14 protein-coding genes are annotated in these 17,828 nt (G+C 73.0%); 7 read left to right on the forward strand and 7 right to left on the reverse strand.

Annotated features, from left to right (window positions below; all coding sequences use genetic code 11):
* From ACZ5NJ_RS08945 to ACZ5NJ_RS08960, 4 genes are read left to right on the forward strand one after another with little or no spacing between them, the layout of a single operon-like run.
* Positions 1 to 984, forward strand: coding sequence for a carbohydrate kinase family protein (locus tag ACZ5NJ_RS08945; RefSeq protein WP_468764018.1), 984 nt, complete (start codon positions 1 to 3; stop codon positions 982 to 984).
* 1 nt (position 985) lies between these two features.
* Positions 986 to 4,441: a methionine synthase gene (metH, locus tag ACZ5NJ_RS08950; RefSeq protein WP_468764019.1), complete on the forward strand. Its 3,456-nt coding sequence runs from the start codon at positions 986 to 988 to the stop codon at positions 4,439 to 4,441.
* Positions 4,442 to 4,476: 35 nt separating this feature from the next.
* A complete protein-coding gene (gene ahcY / locus ACZ5NJ_RS08955) occupies positions 4,477 to 5,883 on the forward strand; it encodes an adenosylhomocysteinase (RefSeq protein ID WP_468764020.1) in 1,407 nt (468 codons plus the stop codon).
* Between the two features lie 11 nt (positions 5,884 to 5,894).
* A complete protein-coding gene (locus ACZ5NJ_RS08960) occupies positions 5,895 to 6,587 on the forward strand; it encodes a maleylpyruvate isomerase family mycothiol-dependent enzyme (RefSeq protein WP_468764311.1) in 693 nt (230 codons plus the stop codon).
* A gap of 42 nt (positions 6,588 to 6,629) precedes the next feature.
* Here ACZ5NJ_RS08960 and ACZ5NJ_RS08965 read toward each other — a convergent pair whose 3' ends face one another.
* Entirely contained in the window at positions 6,630 to 7,376 is a 747-nt protein-coding gene (locus ACZ5NJ_RS08965; protein ID WP_468764021.1) for a PIG-L deacetylase family protein, read from the reverse strand.
* A 145-nt stretch (positions 7,377 to 7,521) separates the two neighbouring features.
* Here ACZ5NJ_RS08965 and ACZ5NJ_RS08970 point away from each other — a divergent pair, with 145 nt between their 5' ends.
* The 3 genes from ACZ5NJ_RS08970 (at position 7,522) to mshA (ending at position 12,661) form a co-directional block, all read left to right on the forward strand.
* Positions 7,522 to 9,324, forward strand: coding sequence for an asparagine synthetase B family protein (locus ACZ5NJ_RS08970; RefSeq protein WP_468764022.1), 1,803 nt, complete (start codon positions 7,522 to 7,524; stop codon positions 9,322 to 9,324).
* Between the two features lie 221 nt (positions 9,325 to 9,545).
* Positions 9,546 to 11,120 (forward strand): class I tRNA ligase family protein, encoded by a 1,575-nt coding sequence (locus ACZ5NJ_RS08975; protein ID WP_468764023.1) that lies wholly within the window; start codon positions 9,546 to 9,548, stop codon positions 11,118 to 11,120.
* A gap of 200 nt (positions 11,121 to 11,320) precedes the next feature.
* A complete protein-coding gene (mshA, locus tag ACZ5NJ_RS08980) occupies positions 11,321 to 12,661 on the forward strand; it encodes a D-inositol-3-phosphate glycosyltransferase (protein ID WP_468764024.1) in 1,341 nt (446 codons plus the stop codon).
* A 320-nt stretch (positions 12,662 to 12,981) separates the two neighbouring features.
* Here the strand turns inward: mshA and ACZ5NJ_RS08985 are convergent, their stop codons facing one another.
* From ACZ5NJ_RS08985 to ACZ5NJ_RS09010, 6 genes are all read right to left on the reverse strand, one after another.
* Positions 12,982 to 14,034 (reverse strand): helix-turn-helix transcriptional regulator, encoded by a 1,053-nt coding sequence (locus tag ACZ5NJ_RS08985; protein WP_468764025.1) that lies wholly within the window; start codon positions 14,032 to 14,034, stop codon positions 12,982 to 12,984.
* Positions 14,035 to 14,167: 133 nt separating this feature from the next.
* Complete coding sequence (locus tag ACZ5NJ_RS08990; RefSeq protein WP_468764026.1) at positions 14,168 to 14,608, reverse strand: Fur family transcriptional regulator; 441 nt, start codon at positions 14,606 to 14,608, stop codon at positions 14,168 to 14,170.
* Positions 14,609 to 14,717: 109 nt separating this feature from the next.
* A complete protein-coding gene (locus tag ACZ5NJ_RS08995; protein WP_468764027.1) occupies positions 14,718 to 15,623 on the reverse strand; it encodes a class I SAM-dependent methyltransferase in 906 nt (301 codons plus the stop codon).
* Between the two features lie 183 nt (positions 15,624 to 15,806).
* The gene (locus ACZ5NJ_RS09000; protein ID WP_468764028.1) at positions 15,807 to 16,286 is read right to left on the reverse strand and encodes a GNAT family N-acetyltransferase; all 480 of its coding nucleotides are present in this window, start codon (positions 16,284 to 16,286) and stop codon (positions 15,807 to 15,809) included.
* A 131-nt stretch (positions 16,287 to 16,417) separates the two neighbouring features.
* On the reverse strand, positions 16,418 to 17,326 hold the full coding sequence (locus ACZ5NJ_RS09005) for a M56 family metallopeptidase (protein WP_468764029.1): 909 nt from the start codon (positions 17,324 to 17,326) through the stop codon (positions 16,418 to 16,420).
* The gene (locus tag ACZ5NJ_RS09010; protein ID WP_468764030.1) at positions 17,323 to 17,718 is read right to left on the reverse strand and encodes a BlaI/MecI/CopY family transcriptional regulator; all 396 of its coding nucleotides are present in this window, start codon (positions 17,716 to 17,718) and stop codon (positions 17,323 to 17,325) included. Before ACZ5NJ_RS09010 ends, ACZ5NJ_RS09005 begins: the two co-directional genes overlap by 4 nt.
* Positions 17,719 to 17,828: the final 110 nt, after the last annotated feature.

Consider the following 17,828-nt stretch of genomic DNA (forward strand, 5'->3'; position numbering starts at 1 on the left):
ATGCGGATCGCTGTCACGGGTTCCATCGCGACCGATCACCTGATGACCTTCCCCGGCCGGTTCGCCGAGCAGCTGCTGGCGGACCGGCTGGACCGGGTCTCCCTGTCGTTCCTCGCCGACCACCTGGACGTGCGGCGGGGCGGAGTGGCGGCGAACATCGCCTTCGGTCTGGGCGTACTGGGCCTGCGCCCCCTGCTGGTGGGCGCGGTGGGCGGGGACTTCGAGCCGTACCGGGTGTGGCTCAAGGACCACGGCGTGGACACCGACTCCGTACGCGTCAGCGACACCCTCCACACGGCCCGCTTCGTCTGCACCACCGACCAGGAGCAGAACCAGATCGCGACCTTCTACGCGGGTGCGATGGCCGAGGCCCGCGAGATCGACCTGCGCGAGGTCGTCGCCCGCACCGGCCGCCCCGATCTGGTGCTCATCTCCCCGGACGACCCCCGGGCCATGCTCCGCCACACCCGCGCCTGCCGCGAACTGGGCCTCCCCTTCGCCTCCGACCCCTCCCAGCAGCTCGCCCGGCTCACCCGGGACGAGGCGCTGGAACTGCTCGACGGGGCGACGCGGCTGTTCACCAACGAGTACGAGTCCGCCCTGCTCCGCGAACGCACCGGGCTCACCGAGGAACAGATCCTGGACCGGGTCGGCTCCTGGGTGACCACCCGCGGCGAGGACGGCGTACGGATCCGCACCGCGGGCGCCGAACCCCTGACCGTGCCGGCCGTACCCGTCGCGGACGTCGTCGACCCCACCGGCGTCGGCGACGCCTTCCGGGCCGGCTTCCTCGCCGGAACGGCCTGGGGCGTACCCGAGCGGTACGCCGCCCAGCTGGGCTGCGCGGTCGCGGCGACCGTACTCGACCACGCCGGCACCCAGGAGTACCGGCTGACCCGGGAGGCGCTGTTGGCCCGGCTGCGCGCCGCCTACGGGCCGCGGAGCGAAGAGGAACTGTCCGAACACCTGAGGGGACTGGAATGAGATGGGACGGTCACTGAGGGAGGAGTTCGCGACCCGCGTGGTGGTCGCGGACGGAGCCATGGGCACGATGCTCCAGGCCGCCGATCCCACCATGGACGACTTCCTGGGCCTGGAGGGCTGCAACGAGATCCTCAACACCACCCGCCCCGACATCGTCCGCTCGGTGCACGACGCCTACTTCTCGGTGGGCGTGGACTGCGTCGAGACGAACACCTTCGGCACCAACCTGGCCGCGCTCGCCGAGTACGGGGTCGAGGACCGGATCTACGAACTCGCCGAGGCCGGCGCCCGCATCGCCCGCGAATCCGCGGACGCCTTCACGGCGGACGACGGCCGGCCCCGCTGGGTCCTGGGCTCCATGGGCCCGGGCACCAAGCTCCCCACCCTCGGGCACATCGGCTACGACCGCCTCCGCGCCGCCTACCAGGAGAACGCGGAGGGCCTGATCCGCGGCGGCGCGGACGCCCTCCTCGTCGAGACCACCCAGGACCTCCTCCAGACGAAGGCCGCGGTCATCGGCGCGCGCCGCGCCCTGGACTGGTGCGGGATGGGGGACCTCCCCCTGATCGTCCAGGTCACCGTGGAAGCGACCGGCACGATGCTGCTGGGTTCGGAGATCGGTGCGGCGTTGACGGCGTTGGAGCCGCTCGGGATCGACATGATCGGTCTGAACTGTGCGACGGGTCCGGCGGAGATGAGCGAGCACCTGCGCTATCTGGCGCGTAACGCCCGTATTCCGCTCTCGTGCATGCCGAACGCGGGTCTGCCGGTGCTGACCAAGCAGGGCGCGCACTATCCGCTGTCGGCGGTCGAGCTGGCGGACGCGCAGGAGACGTTCGTCCGCGAGTACGGGTTGTCGCTGGTGGGCGGTTGTTGCGGTACGACGCCGGAGCATCTGCGGCAGGTGGTGGAGCGGGTGCGGGGTACGGCGGTGACCGCGCGTTCCCCGCAGCCGGAGCCGGGTGCGGCTTCGCTGTATCAGACGGTGCCGTTCCGTCAGGACACCTCGTACATGGCGATCGGTGAGCGGACGAACGCGAACGGGTCGAAGAAGTTCCGCGAGGCGATGCTGGAGGCGCGCTGGGACGACTGTGTGGAGATGGCGCGGGATCAGATCCGTGAGGGCGCGCACATGCTGGACCTGTGCGTGGACTACGTGGGCCGTGACGGTGTCGCGGACATGCGGGAGCTGGCGGGGCGTTTCGCGACGGCTTCGACGCTGCCGATCGTGCTGGACTCGACCGAGGTTCCGGTGATCCAGGCGGGTCTGGAGAAGCTGGGCGGGCGTGCGGTCATCAACTCCGTCAACTACGAGGACGGTGACGGTCCGGAGTCCCGGTTCGCGAAGGTGACGCGGCTGGCGCAGGAGCACGGTGCGGCGCTGATCGCGTTGACGATCGACGAGGAGGGCCAGGCCCGCACGGTCGAGCACAAGGTCGCCATCGCCGAGCGGCTGATCGAGGACCTGACGTCGAACTGGGGCATCCGCGAGTCGGACATCCTCATCGACACCCTCACCTTCACGATCTGTACGGGTCAGGAGGAGTCCCGCAAGGACGGCATCGCCACGATCGAGTCGATCCGCGAGCTCAAGCGGCGTCACCCGGACGTCCAGACCACCCTGGGGTTGTCGAACATCTCCTTCGGTTTGAACCCGGCCGCCCGCGTCCTGCTCAACTCGGTCTTCCTCGACGAGTGCGTCAAGGCCGGCCTGGACTCCGCCATCGTCCACGCCAGCAAGATCCTGCCGATCGCCCGCTTCGACGAGGAGCAGGTCAACACCGCTCTGGACCTGATCTACGACCGTCGTGAGGGCGACTACGACCCGCTCCAGAAGCTGATGGCGCTCTTCGAGGGCGTCAACACCAAGTCGCTGAAGGCCGGCCGAGCCGAGGAGCTCTTGGCCCTGCCGCTGGACGAGCGGCTTCAGCGGCGGATCATCGACGGGGAGAAGAACGGCCTGGAGGCCGATCTCGACGAGGCGCTCCAGACCCGTCCGGCGCTGGACATCGTCAACGACACCCTGCTGGAGGGCATGAAGGTCGTCGGTGAGCTGTTCGGCTCCGGTCAGATGCAGCTGCCGTTCGTCCTCCAGTCGGCCGAGGTGATGAAGACGGCCGTGGCCTACCTCGAACCGCACATGGAGAAGACCGACGACGAGGGCAAGGGCACCATCGTCCTGGCCACCGTGCGCGGTGACGTCCATGACATCGGCAAGAACCTGGTCGACATCATCTTGACCAACAACGGCTACAACGTGGTCAACATCGGGATCAAGCAGCCGGTCTCCGCCATCCTCGAAGCGGCCCAGGAACACAAGGCCGATGTGATCGGCATGTCGGGTCTGCTGGTGAAGTCCACCGTGATCATGAAGGAGAACCTCGAAGAGCTGAACACCCGGGGACTCGCGGCCCGTTTCCCCGTGATCCTCGGCGGTGCCGCCCTGACCCGCGCCTATGTGGAGCAGGACCTCCACGAGATCTACGAGGGTGAGGTCCGCTACGCCCGTGACGCCTTCGAGGGCCTGCGGCTGATGGACGCGCTGATCGCCGTCAAGCGCGGCGTCCCCGGGGCCGAACTCCCGCCCCTCAAGCAGCGCCGCGTGCCCCGGCGCGCCGCCGTCCTCGACGTGCGGGAGCCGGAGGAGGCCGGCCGCTCCGACGTGGCCGTCGACAACCCGGTGCCCACCCCTCCCTTCTGGGGGACCCGGGTCGTCAAGGGCATCCAGCTCAAGGAGTACGCGGGCTGGCTGGACGAGAGCGCGCTGTTCAAGGGCCAGTGGGGCCTCAAGGAACAGGACTCGATAGCAGCCGAGGGCCTGCCGCGGCTGCGCGGCTGGCTGGACCGCATGCACACGGAGCGGCTCCTGGAAGCGGCCGTGGTCTACGGCTACTTCCCCTGCGTCTCCAAGGGCGACGACCTGATCGTCCTCGACGAGGACGGCGCCGAGCGGACCCGGTTCACCTTCCCCCGCCAGAGCCGGGGGCGCCGCCTGTGCCTGGCGGACTTCTTCCGCCCGGAGGAGTCCGGCGAGACCGACGTCATCGGCCTCCAGGTGGTCACCGTCGGCTCGAAGATCGGCGAGGCCACCGCCAAGCTGTTCGGGTCCGACTCCTACCGCGAGTACCTGGAGCTGCACGGACTGTCCGTCCAGCTCGCCGAGGCCCTGGCCGAGTACTGGCACGCCCGCGTCCGCGCCGAGCTCGGCATCGCCGGCTCCGATCCGGCGGGCATGGACGGCATGTTCCGTACCGAGTACCAGGGATGCCGGTACTCCCTCGGCTACCCGGCCTGTCCCGAGCTGTCCGACCGGGCCAAAATCGCCGACCTCCTCCAGCCGGAGCGGATCGGCGTCCACCTCTCCGAGGAGTTCCAGCTCCACCCCGAGCAGTCCACCGACGCTCTGGTCATCCACCACCCCGAAGCCGGCTACTTCAACGCGGGAGGCCGTCGATGACCTCCGCCCCCGTACCTCTTCAAGGAGCACACCGCATGTCTGCCGCATTCACCGACTACAAGGTCGCCGATATCTCTCTCGCCGAGTTCGGGCGTAAGGAGATCACTCTGGCCGAGCACGAGATGCCGGGTCTGATGTCGATCCGGCGGGAGTACGCCGGGGCGCGGCCGTTGGCGGGGGCCCGTATCACCGGGTCCCTGCACATGACGGTGCAGACGGCGGTGTTGATCGAGACGCTGGTGGCGCTGGGGGCGCGGGTGCGGTGGGTGTCGTGCAACATCTACTCGACGCAGGACCATGCGGCCGCGGCGATCGCGGCTGCGGGGATTCCGGTGTTCGCCTGGAAGGGCGAGTCGCTGGAGGAGTACTGGTGGTGCACGGAGCAGGCGTTGACCTGGCCGGGGCACGCGGGTCCGAACATGATCCTGGACGACGGTGGTGATGCCACCCTGCTGGTCCACAAGGGGGTGGAGTACCAGAAGGCGGGCGCGGTGCCGGACGTCTCCACGGCGGACAGCGAGGAGATGGCGATCGTCCTGGGTCTGCTGGCGAGGACGGACCTCGACTGGACGGCGCTGGCGGCGGGGATCCGGGGGGTGACGGAGGAGACCACCACGGGTGTGCACCGCCTCTACGAGATGATGGCAGTGGGCGAGCTTCTCTTCCCGGCGATCAATGTGAACGACGCGGTGACGAAGTCGAAGTTCGACAACAAGTACGGCTGCCGCCACTCCCTCATCGATGGCATCAACCGTGCCACGGATGTCCTGATCGGCGGCAAGGTCGCGGTCGTGTGCGGTTATGGCGACGTCGGCAAGGGCTGCGCGGAGTCGCTGCGGGGCCAGGGCGCCCGGGTGATCGTCACGGAGATCGACCCGATCTGCGCGCTGCAGGCGGCGATGGACGGCTACCAGGTCGCCACCCTCGACGATGTGGTGGAGATCGCGGACATCTTCATCACGACGACGGGCAACAAGGACATCATCATGGCCGCGGACATGGCCAAGATGAAGCACCAGGCGATCGTGGGCAACATCGGCCACTTCGACAACGAGATCGACATGGCGGGCCTGGCCAAGATCGACGGCATCGTCAAGGACGAGGTCAAGCCGCAGGTCCACACCTGGACGTTCCCCGACGGCAAGGTCCTGATCGTGCTGTCGGAGGGCCGCCTGCTGAACCTGGGCAACGCGACCGGCCACCCGTCGTTCGTGATGTCGAACTCCTTCGCGGACCAGACCCTCGCGCAGATCGAGCTGTTCACCAAGCCCGAGGAGTACCCGACCGACGTCTACGTGCTGCCCAAGCACCTCGACGAGAAGGTCGCCCGCCTCCACCTCGACGCCCTCGGCGTCAAGCTCACCACCCTGCGCCCGGAGCAGGCCGCCTACATCGGCGTGAAGGTCGAGGGCCCGTACAAGCCCGACCACTACCGCTACTGACCGCCGGGGACATCGTGGACACCATCGCCGACACAGCCGTGGAAACCGTCCCCGACGTACGGGACCCCTGGCTGCCGGACCTGCTGCTGCGCACCGAACGGGACGCGCTGATCCCGCTGTTGAGGCGTACGCCGGAGGCCAGGTACGGGCTGCGCACCGCCTGCCCGGGCTGGACCGCCCGGGACGTCCTCGCCCACTGCGCGGCCGCCCTCGTACGGATCGTCGAGGGCCGGCTGGAGGAAGGGGTCTTCCTCCCCGCCGCCAACGCCGCCGACGTGGCCGAACGCGCGGACTGGCCCGTGGGCCGGATCGTCGACGAGCTGGAGCGCGGCTTCAGCGAGGCCGGCCCGGTCATCGCCGCCGGTGACGGCAGGCTCGACGCGGTGGCCCTGGGGGAGTGGATCCACGCGGGCGACGTCCGCGAGGCCTTCGGGGAGCCGGGTGCGTACGCCGGGGACAGCCTGGCGCTCGCCCTGCCCCTGCTGCGCGTCACCAGCCGCACACGCGAGACGCCCCGGCTGATCGCCGACATCGACGGTCACGCCGGAGCGCTGGAACTGGGCAACGAGGTGGGCGGCCGGCCGCCGGCCCGCTTCAGCGGCGACGCCCCCACGCTGATCCGGATCTACTCGGGCCGCCCGCTGGTCGCCACCCGCTACGAACTGGCGGGCGCGACCGAGGCGGAACTGCTCATCTACCGCTGAGCACAGGGGCCCGCCCGGGCCGGGACCCGGCCCGGGCGGACCTCAACCGTCGATCCGCACCACCTGGAAGGCCTCCGCCATCCGCCCCGCCGGCAGCCCCGCCGCCCGCGCGTGCTCGCCCAGCCACTCCCGCAGCAGCCCCGCCAGGTCGTCGAAGTGGGCGGTCTGCGAGGTGTGGATGCGCAGCGCCTCGACCTTCCGGTCGAAGACCGGGGTGACGTCCACGTACTGGTTCGGCGTCGGGCCGGTCATCAGCCACAGCTCGGGCACGATCCACGGCTCCAGCCCCTCCTCCTTGAGCAGGGACGGATGGGCGAACGGATTGCGCGCCTCCGGGTAGACCGCCCGGAGGGCGGCGTCACCCACCGCCCGGTGGTCGGGGTGCAGGTCGGCGACGCGGGACCAGTTGATCTCCGGGCTGGGGATGACGGCCCGCTGCGGACGGACCTCCCGGATCACCCGGCACAGGTCACGGCGCAGCTCCACGCTCGGCTCGACGTAACCGTCGGCGTAGCCGAGGAAACGGACGTCGTCGACGCCGCTGCGCTTGGCCGAATGGACCTGCTCGGCCCGGCGCAGATCGCCCATGGCCTGGCGGGGGAGCCGCTCGTCGTAGCCGCCGGCGCCGCCGTCCGTGACGATGCAGTACGTCACGCGCTTCGTGCCCTGCGCGATCCACCGCATGACCGTCCCGCTGACGCAGAACTCGATGTCGTCCGGGTGCGCGGCCACGACCAGCAGGGATTCCGGTGCGCTGCGGTCTATGAGAGGGGTCGCGAAGTGTTCCATGCGATCAGCCTGTTGGGCCCGGCCGTGGCCCGCAAGGCGGCCCCTTTGGCGTACAGGCGACATGTCGCGAGTACGCCACCCGAGGACTTCACCGCGGCACAACGCCCAGGAACCACGCGCGCGTGGGAAGCGGAGGCACCCGTCCATGTGCAGGATCTTCGGCTCCCTCTCGGCCGCGCCGGCCCACCCCGACCCGGCCGAACTCGCCGCCGTCTCCGCCCGGCAGCGGCACGGCGGCCCCGACGAGCACCGGGTGCTGCGCGGGCCCGGCTGGGCGCTCGGCTGCGACCGCCTCGCCGTCACCGACCCGCGCGGCGGGAGCCAGCCGTACCGGCTCGCGCACCTGCCCGGGATCACGGCCGTGCTGAACGGCCAGATCTACAACCACGCCGCGCTCCGGCGCGCGCTCACCGCCCGCGGCCACCGGTTCCCCGACCGGTGCGACGGCACCCTGCTGCCCGCCCTGTACGCCGAGTACGGGCCCGACTTCGCCGGGTACCTCGACGGGATGTTCGCCGTCGCCGTCCTCGACCTCCGCGCGGACCCCCGGCTGGTCCTCGCCGTCGACCCGCTCGGCACGAAGCCCCTCCACCACCACCAGGGTGCGGACGGGACGTTCCGTTTCGCCTCGGAGATCCCGGCGCTGCTGGCGTTCGACGGGGTGCGGACGGCCCCCCGCGAGGACAGCCTCGACACCGTCCTGTGCCTGCGCACCCCGGTCTCCGCCCGCACCGCGCTGGAGGGGATCGGCCTGCTGCCGCCCGGCGCGACCGCGGTCGTACGGGCCGGACGCGCCCCCGTCGTACGGCGCCGGCCCCCCGGACCCCCCGAGCCGGAGGCGGCCGGCGCGGACGCCGGGGACCTGTTGCGCCGCGAAGTGCGGCGCCTCGCGCGGGCCGACGTGCCGGTCTGCGCCCTCACCAGCGGCGGGCTCGCCTCCGGCCTCGTCACGGCCCTCGCCGCCGACTACGCCCGGGAGACCGGGGCACCCGCCCCGCACAGCTTCCACCTCGCGCTGCGCGGCCGGCGGCCCGGCGCCGAGGACGCCCGGGCCCGCCAGGTCGCCCGGCGCACCCGCACCGTCCACCACGAGGTCGCCCTCGACCCGGCCGAACTGCCCTCGCTGCTCACCCGGACCACCCGCCACCTGGGCCAGCCCGACGCCGACCCGGCCGCCCTGGCCTCCTACGCCCTCTTCCGGGCGGTCCGGCAGGCCGGCTACACCGTCGCCCTCACCGGGGACGGCGCCGACGGGCTGTTCGGCGGGGCGGCCCGGCTGCACACCGCCTCCTCGACGTCCTCCGGCCCGGACTGGGCCGCCTCCTACGCCGATGGACTGGGCGCCGCGCCCCGGATGCTGCGCGAGTGGCTGTACACGCCCGCCTACCGCGCCTTCCTCGCCGCCGAGGGGTCGGCCGCCGACCGCGTCGCACGGGAGCTGCGCTCGCGCCCGGACGGCGACCGACGCGCCGCCGTCACCGCGTTCGAGACCCGCTGGCTGCTGCCCGCCGGCCCGCTGCGCCGGGCCGACCACCTGGGCATGGCCTGGTCGGTGGAGGTCCGCATGCCGTTCTGCCGGCCCGCCGTCGCCGCCCGCGCGCGGGCCCTCGCGCCCACCGCCACGCCGGACCGGCGGGTCCTGTCCGGGGCCGCGCGCGAACTGCTGCCCCCGGCCCTGGCGCAGCGGCCCCGCCAGCCGTCCGCGCTGCCCGTCGCCGCGCTGATCGCCCCCGGCGGCCCGCTGCTGGACCCGGTACGGGAACTGTTGTCGCCGGAGCGGCTGACGCGGGCCGGGCAGGTCCGGCCCGACCGGGTGCGGGCCCTGCTGGCGCGCCAGTGCGAACGCCCCTCGGAACGCGACGCGCTCGCGCTGTGGGCGCTGGCCGCCCACGAGCTGTGGACCGAGGTGGTCCGCGGCCTGCGCGTCCCCCTCGACCACGCCGCCTGACCGGCCCCGCACCGGCCGGCCGACCGGCCGGTACGTCCTGGCGTATCCACGCAACGGCGTGAACGCGCACCCCCATACCAGACCGCGCGGTTCGTTTCTCTGTCACGCTGGTACGGCACCCCGGGCTTCCCGGCGGCGGCCCGCTCGCCCGCCCGCCCCGATCCGCTCATCCCGTGCCAAGCCCCGCTGCGTACCGCGCACCACCACGTCAAGGAGGTCCCATGAGCACCCCCGTATGGATCACCGCGACCCCGCCGGCCACCCACGGCGAACTGCACGTCGGCCACCTCGCGGGCCCCTACGTCGCGGCGGACGTCCTGTCGCGCTACCTGAGGGCCGAGGGCGAGCCCGTCCTGTTCACCACGGGCACCGCCGACCACAACAGCTCCGTGCACGCCCGCGCCCTGCGCGCGGGCCGCAAACCGGAGGAGGTCGCGGAGGGCTACCGGGCCGCGATCACCTCGGACTGGCTGCGGTCGGGCGTGGAGTTCGACCACGTCGTGCGCCCCCGCCAGGACAAGGGCTACGGACGCTGGCTCGCGGACCTCTTCCGGCGCCTGCACGCCGAGGGCGTCATCGCCGCCCGCACCCGCCTCACCCCGTACTGCGAGTCCTGCGAGCGCTGGCTCCACGGGGCCCACGTCACCGGGAACTGCCCGCACTGCGCGGCCTCCAGCGACGGCGGCATGTGCCACGAGTGCGCCCGCCCCAACGACGGCGGCGACCTCCTGGAGCCCCGCTGCGCCCAGTGCGGCTCCGCGGCCGTGCCCCGGCGCTGCCGCCGGCTCTACGTCCCGCTGGAGCCGCACCGCGAGGCCCTCGCCGAGTACTGGGCCGGCACCGCCCTGCCGCCGCGCCTGGCCGCGCTGTGCGAGTCCCTCGTCGAGGACGGCCTGCCCGACATCGCGGTGGCCCACCCCGCGGAGTGGGGGCTGCCCGTCCCCGTCGACGGCTTCCCCGAGCACCGCGTCGACGGCTGCTTCGAGGCCGCCGCGATGCACCTGTTCGGCTACGGCGACCAGGCCCTGCCCGAACGGGCCATCCACTTCTGCGGGTTCGGCCACGCCTTCTGCCACGCCGTGCTGCTGCCGGTCCTGCTCATCGCCCAGGGCGTCAAGCTGCCCCAGCGCTTCTGCGTCAACGAGGCGTACGTGGTGGAGGACGCGGCCCTCGTCTGGGGTTCCGCCCAGAAGGCGTGGGCCCTGGACCTGATCACCGAGTACGGGTCCGACACGCTGCGCCGCCACGTCCTCCAGGCCCGTCCGCTCGGCCGCCGGACCGAATTCCGCCCCGAGCGGCTCGCGGCCGCCCGCCGGGAGCTCGACGAGAGCTGGAACAGCTGGCTGGCACGGCTGTTCGCGGCCGTCCGCGAGGAGTGCGCCGGACTGGCCCCGGCGGCCCTGCCGGGCGGCGCCGGCTGGGAGGTGCTGGAACGGCGGCTGCTGCGCGGAGTGGAGGACCTGCGCGAGGCGTACGCTCCGGACTCCTTCGACCCGCGCAGGGCCGTCGCCCTGCTCGACGAGATGGTGCGCTCGGCCGCCGACTTCGGTCATGTCAACGCGCACGAGGCACACCGCCCCACGGCGGACAGCCGCCACCTGCCGGCCCTCGTGGCGCAGCTGGCCGTGGCCCGGGCGCTCGCGGCGTGGGCGCGGCCGGTGATGCCGGAGGGCGCGGACCGGCTGGCCGCCGCCCTCAAGGTGCAGCCGGGTGGGCCGGTCTCGGCGGCGGTCCTCGTCCCGCCCGCCCCGGGCACCCGGCTGGCCCCGCCCTCGGGCCCGGTCTTCGGCTTCTGACCGGCCCGGCCCCGGCCTGGGCCCCGGCCCGGCCCCGGCCCGGGCATCGTACGCGGACCCGGACGGCCGCCGCTCCCCACACGGCGGCCTGTCCCGCACCACCCGTACCCCAGCGAGACGACCACCCTCCTTCGCCGCGTGACCGCGCGCCGGTCACCCGGCGGCGCGGGGCGCGCGGCCTCTCCCCGTAGGAGTTCCACGTGTCCCTGCGCGTCGCCATGCTCAGCGTCCACACCTCGCCGCTGCACCAGCCCGGCACCGGGGACGCGGGAGGCATGAACGTCTACATGGTCCAGCTCTCCCGCGCCCTCGCCGAACACGGCGTCGAGGTGGACCTGTTCACCCGCTGCCGGGGTGAGGAGCATCCGGACCCGGCCGGTCTCGGCCCCGGGGTGCGGGTGCGCCACCTGGAGGCCGGACCGCGCGCGCCCCTGCCCAAGGAGGACATGCCCGCCCTGGTGGTGCCGTTCTCGCTGGCGCTGCTGAAGCAGGAGCGGCGCTACGACCTGGTGCACTCGCACTACTGGCTCTCCGGCCAGGCCGGCCGGATCGCGGCCGCCGGGTGGCGGATCCCGTTCGTGCACACCGCCCACACCCTGGCCCGGGTCAAGAACGCCGCCCTCGCCGAGGGTGACCTCCCCGAACCGGAGTTGCGCGTCCGCGGCGAGCACCAGGTCGTCGGCTCGGCCGACCGGCTGATCGCCAACACCGCGGACGAGGCCCGGGCCCTGCGCGAGCTGTACGGGGCCGACGCGCGCCGGACGCGGGTCGTCCGGCCGGGCGTGGACCTGGACACCTTCGGCCCGGGGCGGGGGAGGGCGCGGGCGCGGGCCCGGCTGGGGCTGCCGGCCGACGCGTTCGTCCCCTTGTACGCGGGCCGCATCCAGCCCCTCAAGGGGCCCGACGTGATGGTCCGCGCCGTCGCCGGACTGCTGGAGCGCGCCCCGCACCTGCGGGCACGGACCCTCGTCCCGGTGGTGGGCGGCGACTCGGGCGCCGGACCGCGCGGGGAGGCCTGGCGGCTGGCCCGGGAACTGGGGGTGTCGGACGTGCTGCGCCCCCACCCGCCGGTACCGCAGGAGGAGTTGGCGCTGTGGTACCGGGCGGCGGACGTGCTGATGGTGCCCTCGCGCAGCGAGTCCTTCGGGCTCGTCGCTCTGGAGGCGCAGGCGTGCGGGACCCCGGTGCTGGCCTCGGCGGTCGGCGGGCTGCCGACCGCGGTACGGGACGGGGTGACCGGGGTGCTCGTGGGCGCCGACGACCCGCAGGAGTACGCCCGCCGGCTGCTCTGGTTCGCCGAACACCCCGGGGAGGCCGCGGTGATGGGGCGGGCGGCGGTGGCCCACGCCCGGAACATGAGCTGGCGGAGCGCGGCGGCCGCGACCCTGGAGGTCTACCGGGACGTGCTGCGGGAGGAAGGGGCGCGACCGGGCGCGGACAGGGGTGAGGCAGGAGCGGCGGCACGCCCCTGCCTCGCCGGCACCTCTCCCCTGGAGGGCCGAGAGGGCCGGAATTCCACCCTAGCAGCACTTTTGGGCTGACCAAAGGTGCGGAGGTGTAACGTCTGTATGAACTCCTGCAGTTCCGCCTCAGGTGCGCTATAGGGAACTGGTCCGCTCCGGGAATCCGTACGACAATGGAGAGGTCTTCGAAGGAATACCGGCGGCACGGATCCGCGAAGACCGAACCGACCTTTCGCAATTCCTGGAGGAATCATGTCCGTTGCGCACACCGCCCCCGCCCGCCCGCTCTGTACGCTCCGCGCCAACGGCAACGGCTGGGACTGAACGCCCGGTCAAGCGAGCGGACATCGCCCGCGACCGCCCTTCCGGGCGGTCGCGGTTTTTTCTTTGCGGCGGAATCAGTCCAGCCAGCCGAGCCGCTGTGCGCGCACTCCCGCCTCGAACCGGCTGGACGCGCCCATTTCCTGCATCAGTTCGGACAGCATGCGGCTCACCGTCCGCAGGGAAACCCCCAGGGTCCGGGCGACCTTTTCGTCCTTCATTCCCGACGCCAGCATTTTCAGGGCGGCCCGCTGCTGTTCCGACAGTCCGTCGCCGCCGAGCTCCGGCGCGACGTCGTCGCCGTAGGGGGTGGCCGCGTGCCAGCAGTGCTCGTACAGCGCCAGGTAGGAACGGACCAGGGCCGGGCCGCGGGCCAGGATCGCCCCGGCGGATCGGTCGTCGGGGTGCACGGGCAGGACCGCGAACTGCTGGTCGGCGATGATCATGTTCATCGGCACCGCGGGGGAGAGGCGGATCTCCACACCGGCCTCGACCCGGCGCCGGAGCATCTCCACCGCCTCCGGGGACGTGGTGATCCGCTGGTGGTAGATGGCGCGGATGCGCACCCCGTTGTCGATCTGCCGGCGGTCCCGGCTCAGCACCCGGTCGGCCACCTCCCGTACCAGGGCGGTGACGTGCATGGACGTCAGGTCGTGCCGGATGACGTCCGTGATGTCCTCCAGCACCTGCTGGATCCGTCCGTAGTCGTCGAGGATCTCCACCTCGACCTCGGAACCGCCCAGCGCACCGGGCCGCAGGAACCTTCCGACCAGCGTCTCCAGCGCGCTGTAGGCGCGGTCGGACTCGTCGAGGTGCTCGCGCAGCCGCTCCCGCTCGCGCTGGAGCATCCGCAGCAGGGCGATCTCCGGGTCGACGGCCGCGACCGCGTCCGGGCCCGGCCGCCACGCGCCGGACTGGAGGTCGGCGCGGGTGGCGTGGGTGGTGCCGGTGGGGACGATGAGGCCGAGCGCGATCAGCTCCGCCCGCCACTTCTCGCGCTCCTCGGGCGGGAGGGCGAGCTCCTCGAAGGCGTCGTTGAGGTTGGACACCCCGCGCAGGCGCAGCTCCTGATAGAGGGCCAGCACCTTGTCGGCCGACTGGATGCCGTCCCTGCCATCGCCCGTAGCCATCGCGAAGCGACCCCCTCGTCTTACGAATCGACAGTCACACTTTGGCACATGCCAATGCGGGAGCCGACGCCCCCCCGTTTCTGATGTGACGGGGGTCACAGGGGGGTTCTGAGGTGCGTGCCTTCGCCGGGGCTCAGTCCCCGGGCGCGTTCCGGCAGTCGGGGCACAGCCCCTTGAAGACGACCTCCGCGCCCCCGTCCATCCGCCAAGCGGCGAGCGTCTCGCCGGCCGGCTCGGGCACCTCGGCCTCGACGTTCTCCACCCGGCCGCAGCGCACGCACAGTGCGTGCTGGTGCGGCGGGCCGGCGATCTCGAACACGGCGGGCAGGCCCGGGCGGTCGAACTTGGCGGCCAGGCCCGTCTCCTGGAAGTGCCGCAGCATCTCGTAGACGGCCTGGCTGGTGAGGGTTCCGAGCCGCTCGCGGGCGGCGGCCGTGAGCGACTCGACGTCCATGTGGCCGCCCGCCGCCAGGACCTGGAGCACCTCCAGGCGAGGCCCCGTGACCCGCAGCCCCACGTCACGGAGGCGCTGGATCACCGCCTCGCGGCCGGTCGACTCCTCCACGACAGCCATCACTGCGCCACCATCCGCCATCTGGTCCACTCAAACCTTTGGGGGCATCGTACCTCTTGCAAGCCCCTCTCAAGCGGGGAACGAGAGGCGGGAAGGGGGCTGCGGCCCGTCAGCCGCCGGCCCGGCAGACCAGCAGGACGCTCTCGGTCCGCGCGTCCACGCGGTGGGCGCGGCGCCGTTCCACCCGCAGCCCCGCCGCGCCCAGTTCGGCGGCCAGACACTCCGGATCGATGATCCACTTGTCGGTGGTCCGCGCCACCCGCTCGGTGCGCACCTTGCCCGTGCGCACGGAGTGGTACGTGATCCGCTCGCTCATCGCGTCCAGGTCGAACACCTGCCGGGCCACGGTCCACTCCTCCACCCCGTCGAACCGCGGCACCTGGAACGCCCAGGTGCGCCGGGGCTCCTCGGAGAGCCCGCGCAGCCCGTGGGCGGTGTAGTCGAGGGCCAGCGCCCCGCCCGGCTCCAGATGCCCGGCGATCTCCCGCAGCAGCCCCGGACGGGCGTGGGGCGGCACGGCCGAGATCATCGTCCCGGCCAGCAGGGCCAGCCGGTAGGTGCCCCGCAGCCGCAGCTCCGCCAGGTCGGCCCGGGTGGTGACCAGGAGCCGCGAGACCTGCGGCCCGATCCGCCGGCCCCAGGCCCGCAGCCGCTCCAGGCTGGCCGCGTCCCGGTCCACCGCCTCGACGCGGAACCCCTGCCGGGCGAACGGGACCGCCAGGCGCCCCGCCCCGCAGCCCAGGTCCAGGACCGGGCCGCCGCAGCGCCGGGCGAGGCGCAGGTAGCCGACGATGTCGGCGCTGTGCGGCCCCAGCAGCGCGTCGTGCAGCCATCCGGCGTCCTCGTCCGCCGGGGCGGCCGACTCCAGGCCGGGCAGACGGTCCGCAGGGGGCACCACGGCCGTCCCCTCCGGGACGCGGAGGCGGGGGCCCGCCGACGCGGGCGGCGGGACCGGTGCGAACGCGGCGGGCACGACCGGCATGACGGGCAGGGAAGTGCCGCTCGGTGGGTGCATCGCTCCTCCAGGGGCTCGCTCGGTCCAGCCGTCCGGGGCGTGGCTCCCGTGCCGCCGGGAGACCGCGCCGCTGGTCACATCCTGTCCCGCGCCCGCGCGCCGGGGCCAGCGTTGCGGGCTGCGTGAACACGCGATGGCGTGGATCTGCCACGGTCCCGGGGAGGAGGGGGGACCGGGGTGGCCTCAGAGGGCGCGGCCGAGCCGGCGCGGGGTGAGGGCGGTGAACCCGTGGCGGGTGAAGAACGGCAGGGCCGGGGCCCCTTCGGCCGGCAGCGTGACCCGCTGGGACGCCGCCCCGTGCGCCCGCATCCGCTCGCCGGCGGCCGTCAGGAGGGCCGTCCCGACGCCCTGGCGGCGGCGGTCCGTGGCGGTGCACAGGGCGTAGACCTCGCCCTCCGCGGGGTAGGGGACCCCGCCCGAGACGGCTCCGACGACGGTCCCGTCCACGTCGGCGGCGACCAGCCAGCCGAGCCAGGCGGGCGCCCCGCCGGGAATTCCAATTTCCGCTCGAATGCGGGTGAGTGAGCAATGGCCCGACACCAGCCGGCCGACGCGCATTTCACCGAGGAGGCTGCCGTAGTCCTCGCGTATGGCCTCGGCGAGGAGCCGGGAAATCGCCGCAGCGTCACGCGGAGCCGCATCCCGCACGTCAGCCAGCAGCATCTATCCCCCACCTCTCGCCGTAGCGGTCCTGAGCCCGCACGCGCCCACAATAGCGGCCAATTCGAGTGTCCGGGGTCGGCGGTAAATCTACGAATTGGCTTAGTAATTAGCGAGGTTGGCCGGCCGTGCTTTCAACGGGTCCAGCAGCACAGCGCGACCAGGGGGAGGATGGCGGACGCCGAGGCCGCGACCGCGAACAGCCCGCGCAGCACCGGACGCCCCGTCCCGCGCGGCCCCAGGATGCGGCGCATCCGCACCGCCGCCGACGGGCCGCCCGCCGCGAACGCCTTGTGCGGCGCGTGACCGGTGGCCAGGGCGTACAGCGCCGTGGCCAGCGCATCGCTCGAACAGCGGCGCAGCGCCCGGTCGTCGGCGGCCATCTCCAGCAGCAGCGGCACCGTCCGCCCGCCGATCCGGGCCAGCGGAAGCCGGCGGAACACCGACGCGTACGCCCCTGCCGCCGCCACCAGCAGATGGTGGCGTCCGCCGATGTGGGCCCGCTCGTGCGCGAGGGCGGCGGCCAGCTCCGGCTCCGTCAGCACCTCCAGGGCGCCGGTCGAGACCACCACGCGGCGCGAGCGCCCCGGCAGGCAGTACACCGCCGGACGCGGGTCCTCCAGCACCGTCACCCTCAGCCGCCGGTCGTACCGGCCCACCAGCCGCAGCAGTTCCGCGTGGCGCGTGCGGGCCCGGCGCGCCCGCACCAGCTCCCGTACGAACCCGGTCCCGGGCACCGCCAGGACCGCGAGGGCCGCGAGCGCCGCGAGGGCCTCGCGGGGCGTCGCGTCGACCAGCCGGTGCGGGGAGGGCGCGTCCAGGGTCAGGGCCATGTCGACCAGCCGGTGACTGGTGTGCGCGGGCAGGAGCAGCTGCGCCGGCAGCATCGCCGTCGACGCCGCGAAGAGGGCGCCGCACAGGATCCACACGGCCAGCCCCAGCCGGGGCGCCTGCTGCGCCCATACGGCGCGGACCAGCATCCACGGCAGCATCAGCCCGGTGACCAGGGCGAGTCCCAGCGGCGGCAGCACGTGGTGGTTCACAGCGCCCCACCCGCCGCACCGGACGGCCGCTCCGAACGGGTGGCGCGCAAGGCCTCGTCCAGCGCTTCCACGTCCTCGTGGGACATCCGCTCCACGAACCGCAGCAGCGTGGCCCGGCGGTCCTGGCTGTCGCCGAGGGCGTCCTGCATGAGCGCCGCGGTGTACTCCTCACGGCTGCGCACCGCCTGGTACATCCAGGCCCGGCCGGACTTCTCCCGGCTCAGCCAGCCCTTGCGGTGCAGGATGTCGGCGACGGTCATGACGGTGGTGTAGGCGACCGTGCGGCGCCGGTTGATGTCGTCGACGATCTCGCGGACGGAGACGGGCCGTTCCCACTGCCACACCCGGTCCATGATCTCGGCTTCCAGCTCTCCCAGCCGGCGTACGCGCATGCTCGTCGCCCTCCCCTCGGCAGCGGCTCATCGTACGGCGCGCCCTCCGGGCGGGGGCATACCCCGGCCCCGTACCGAAGGGCCGGTCGCAGAACGCCGGAGCCCCTCCG

It is taken from the genome of Streptomyces sp. NPDC032091, assembly GCF_055580265.1.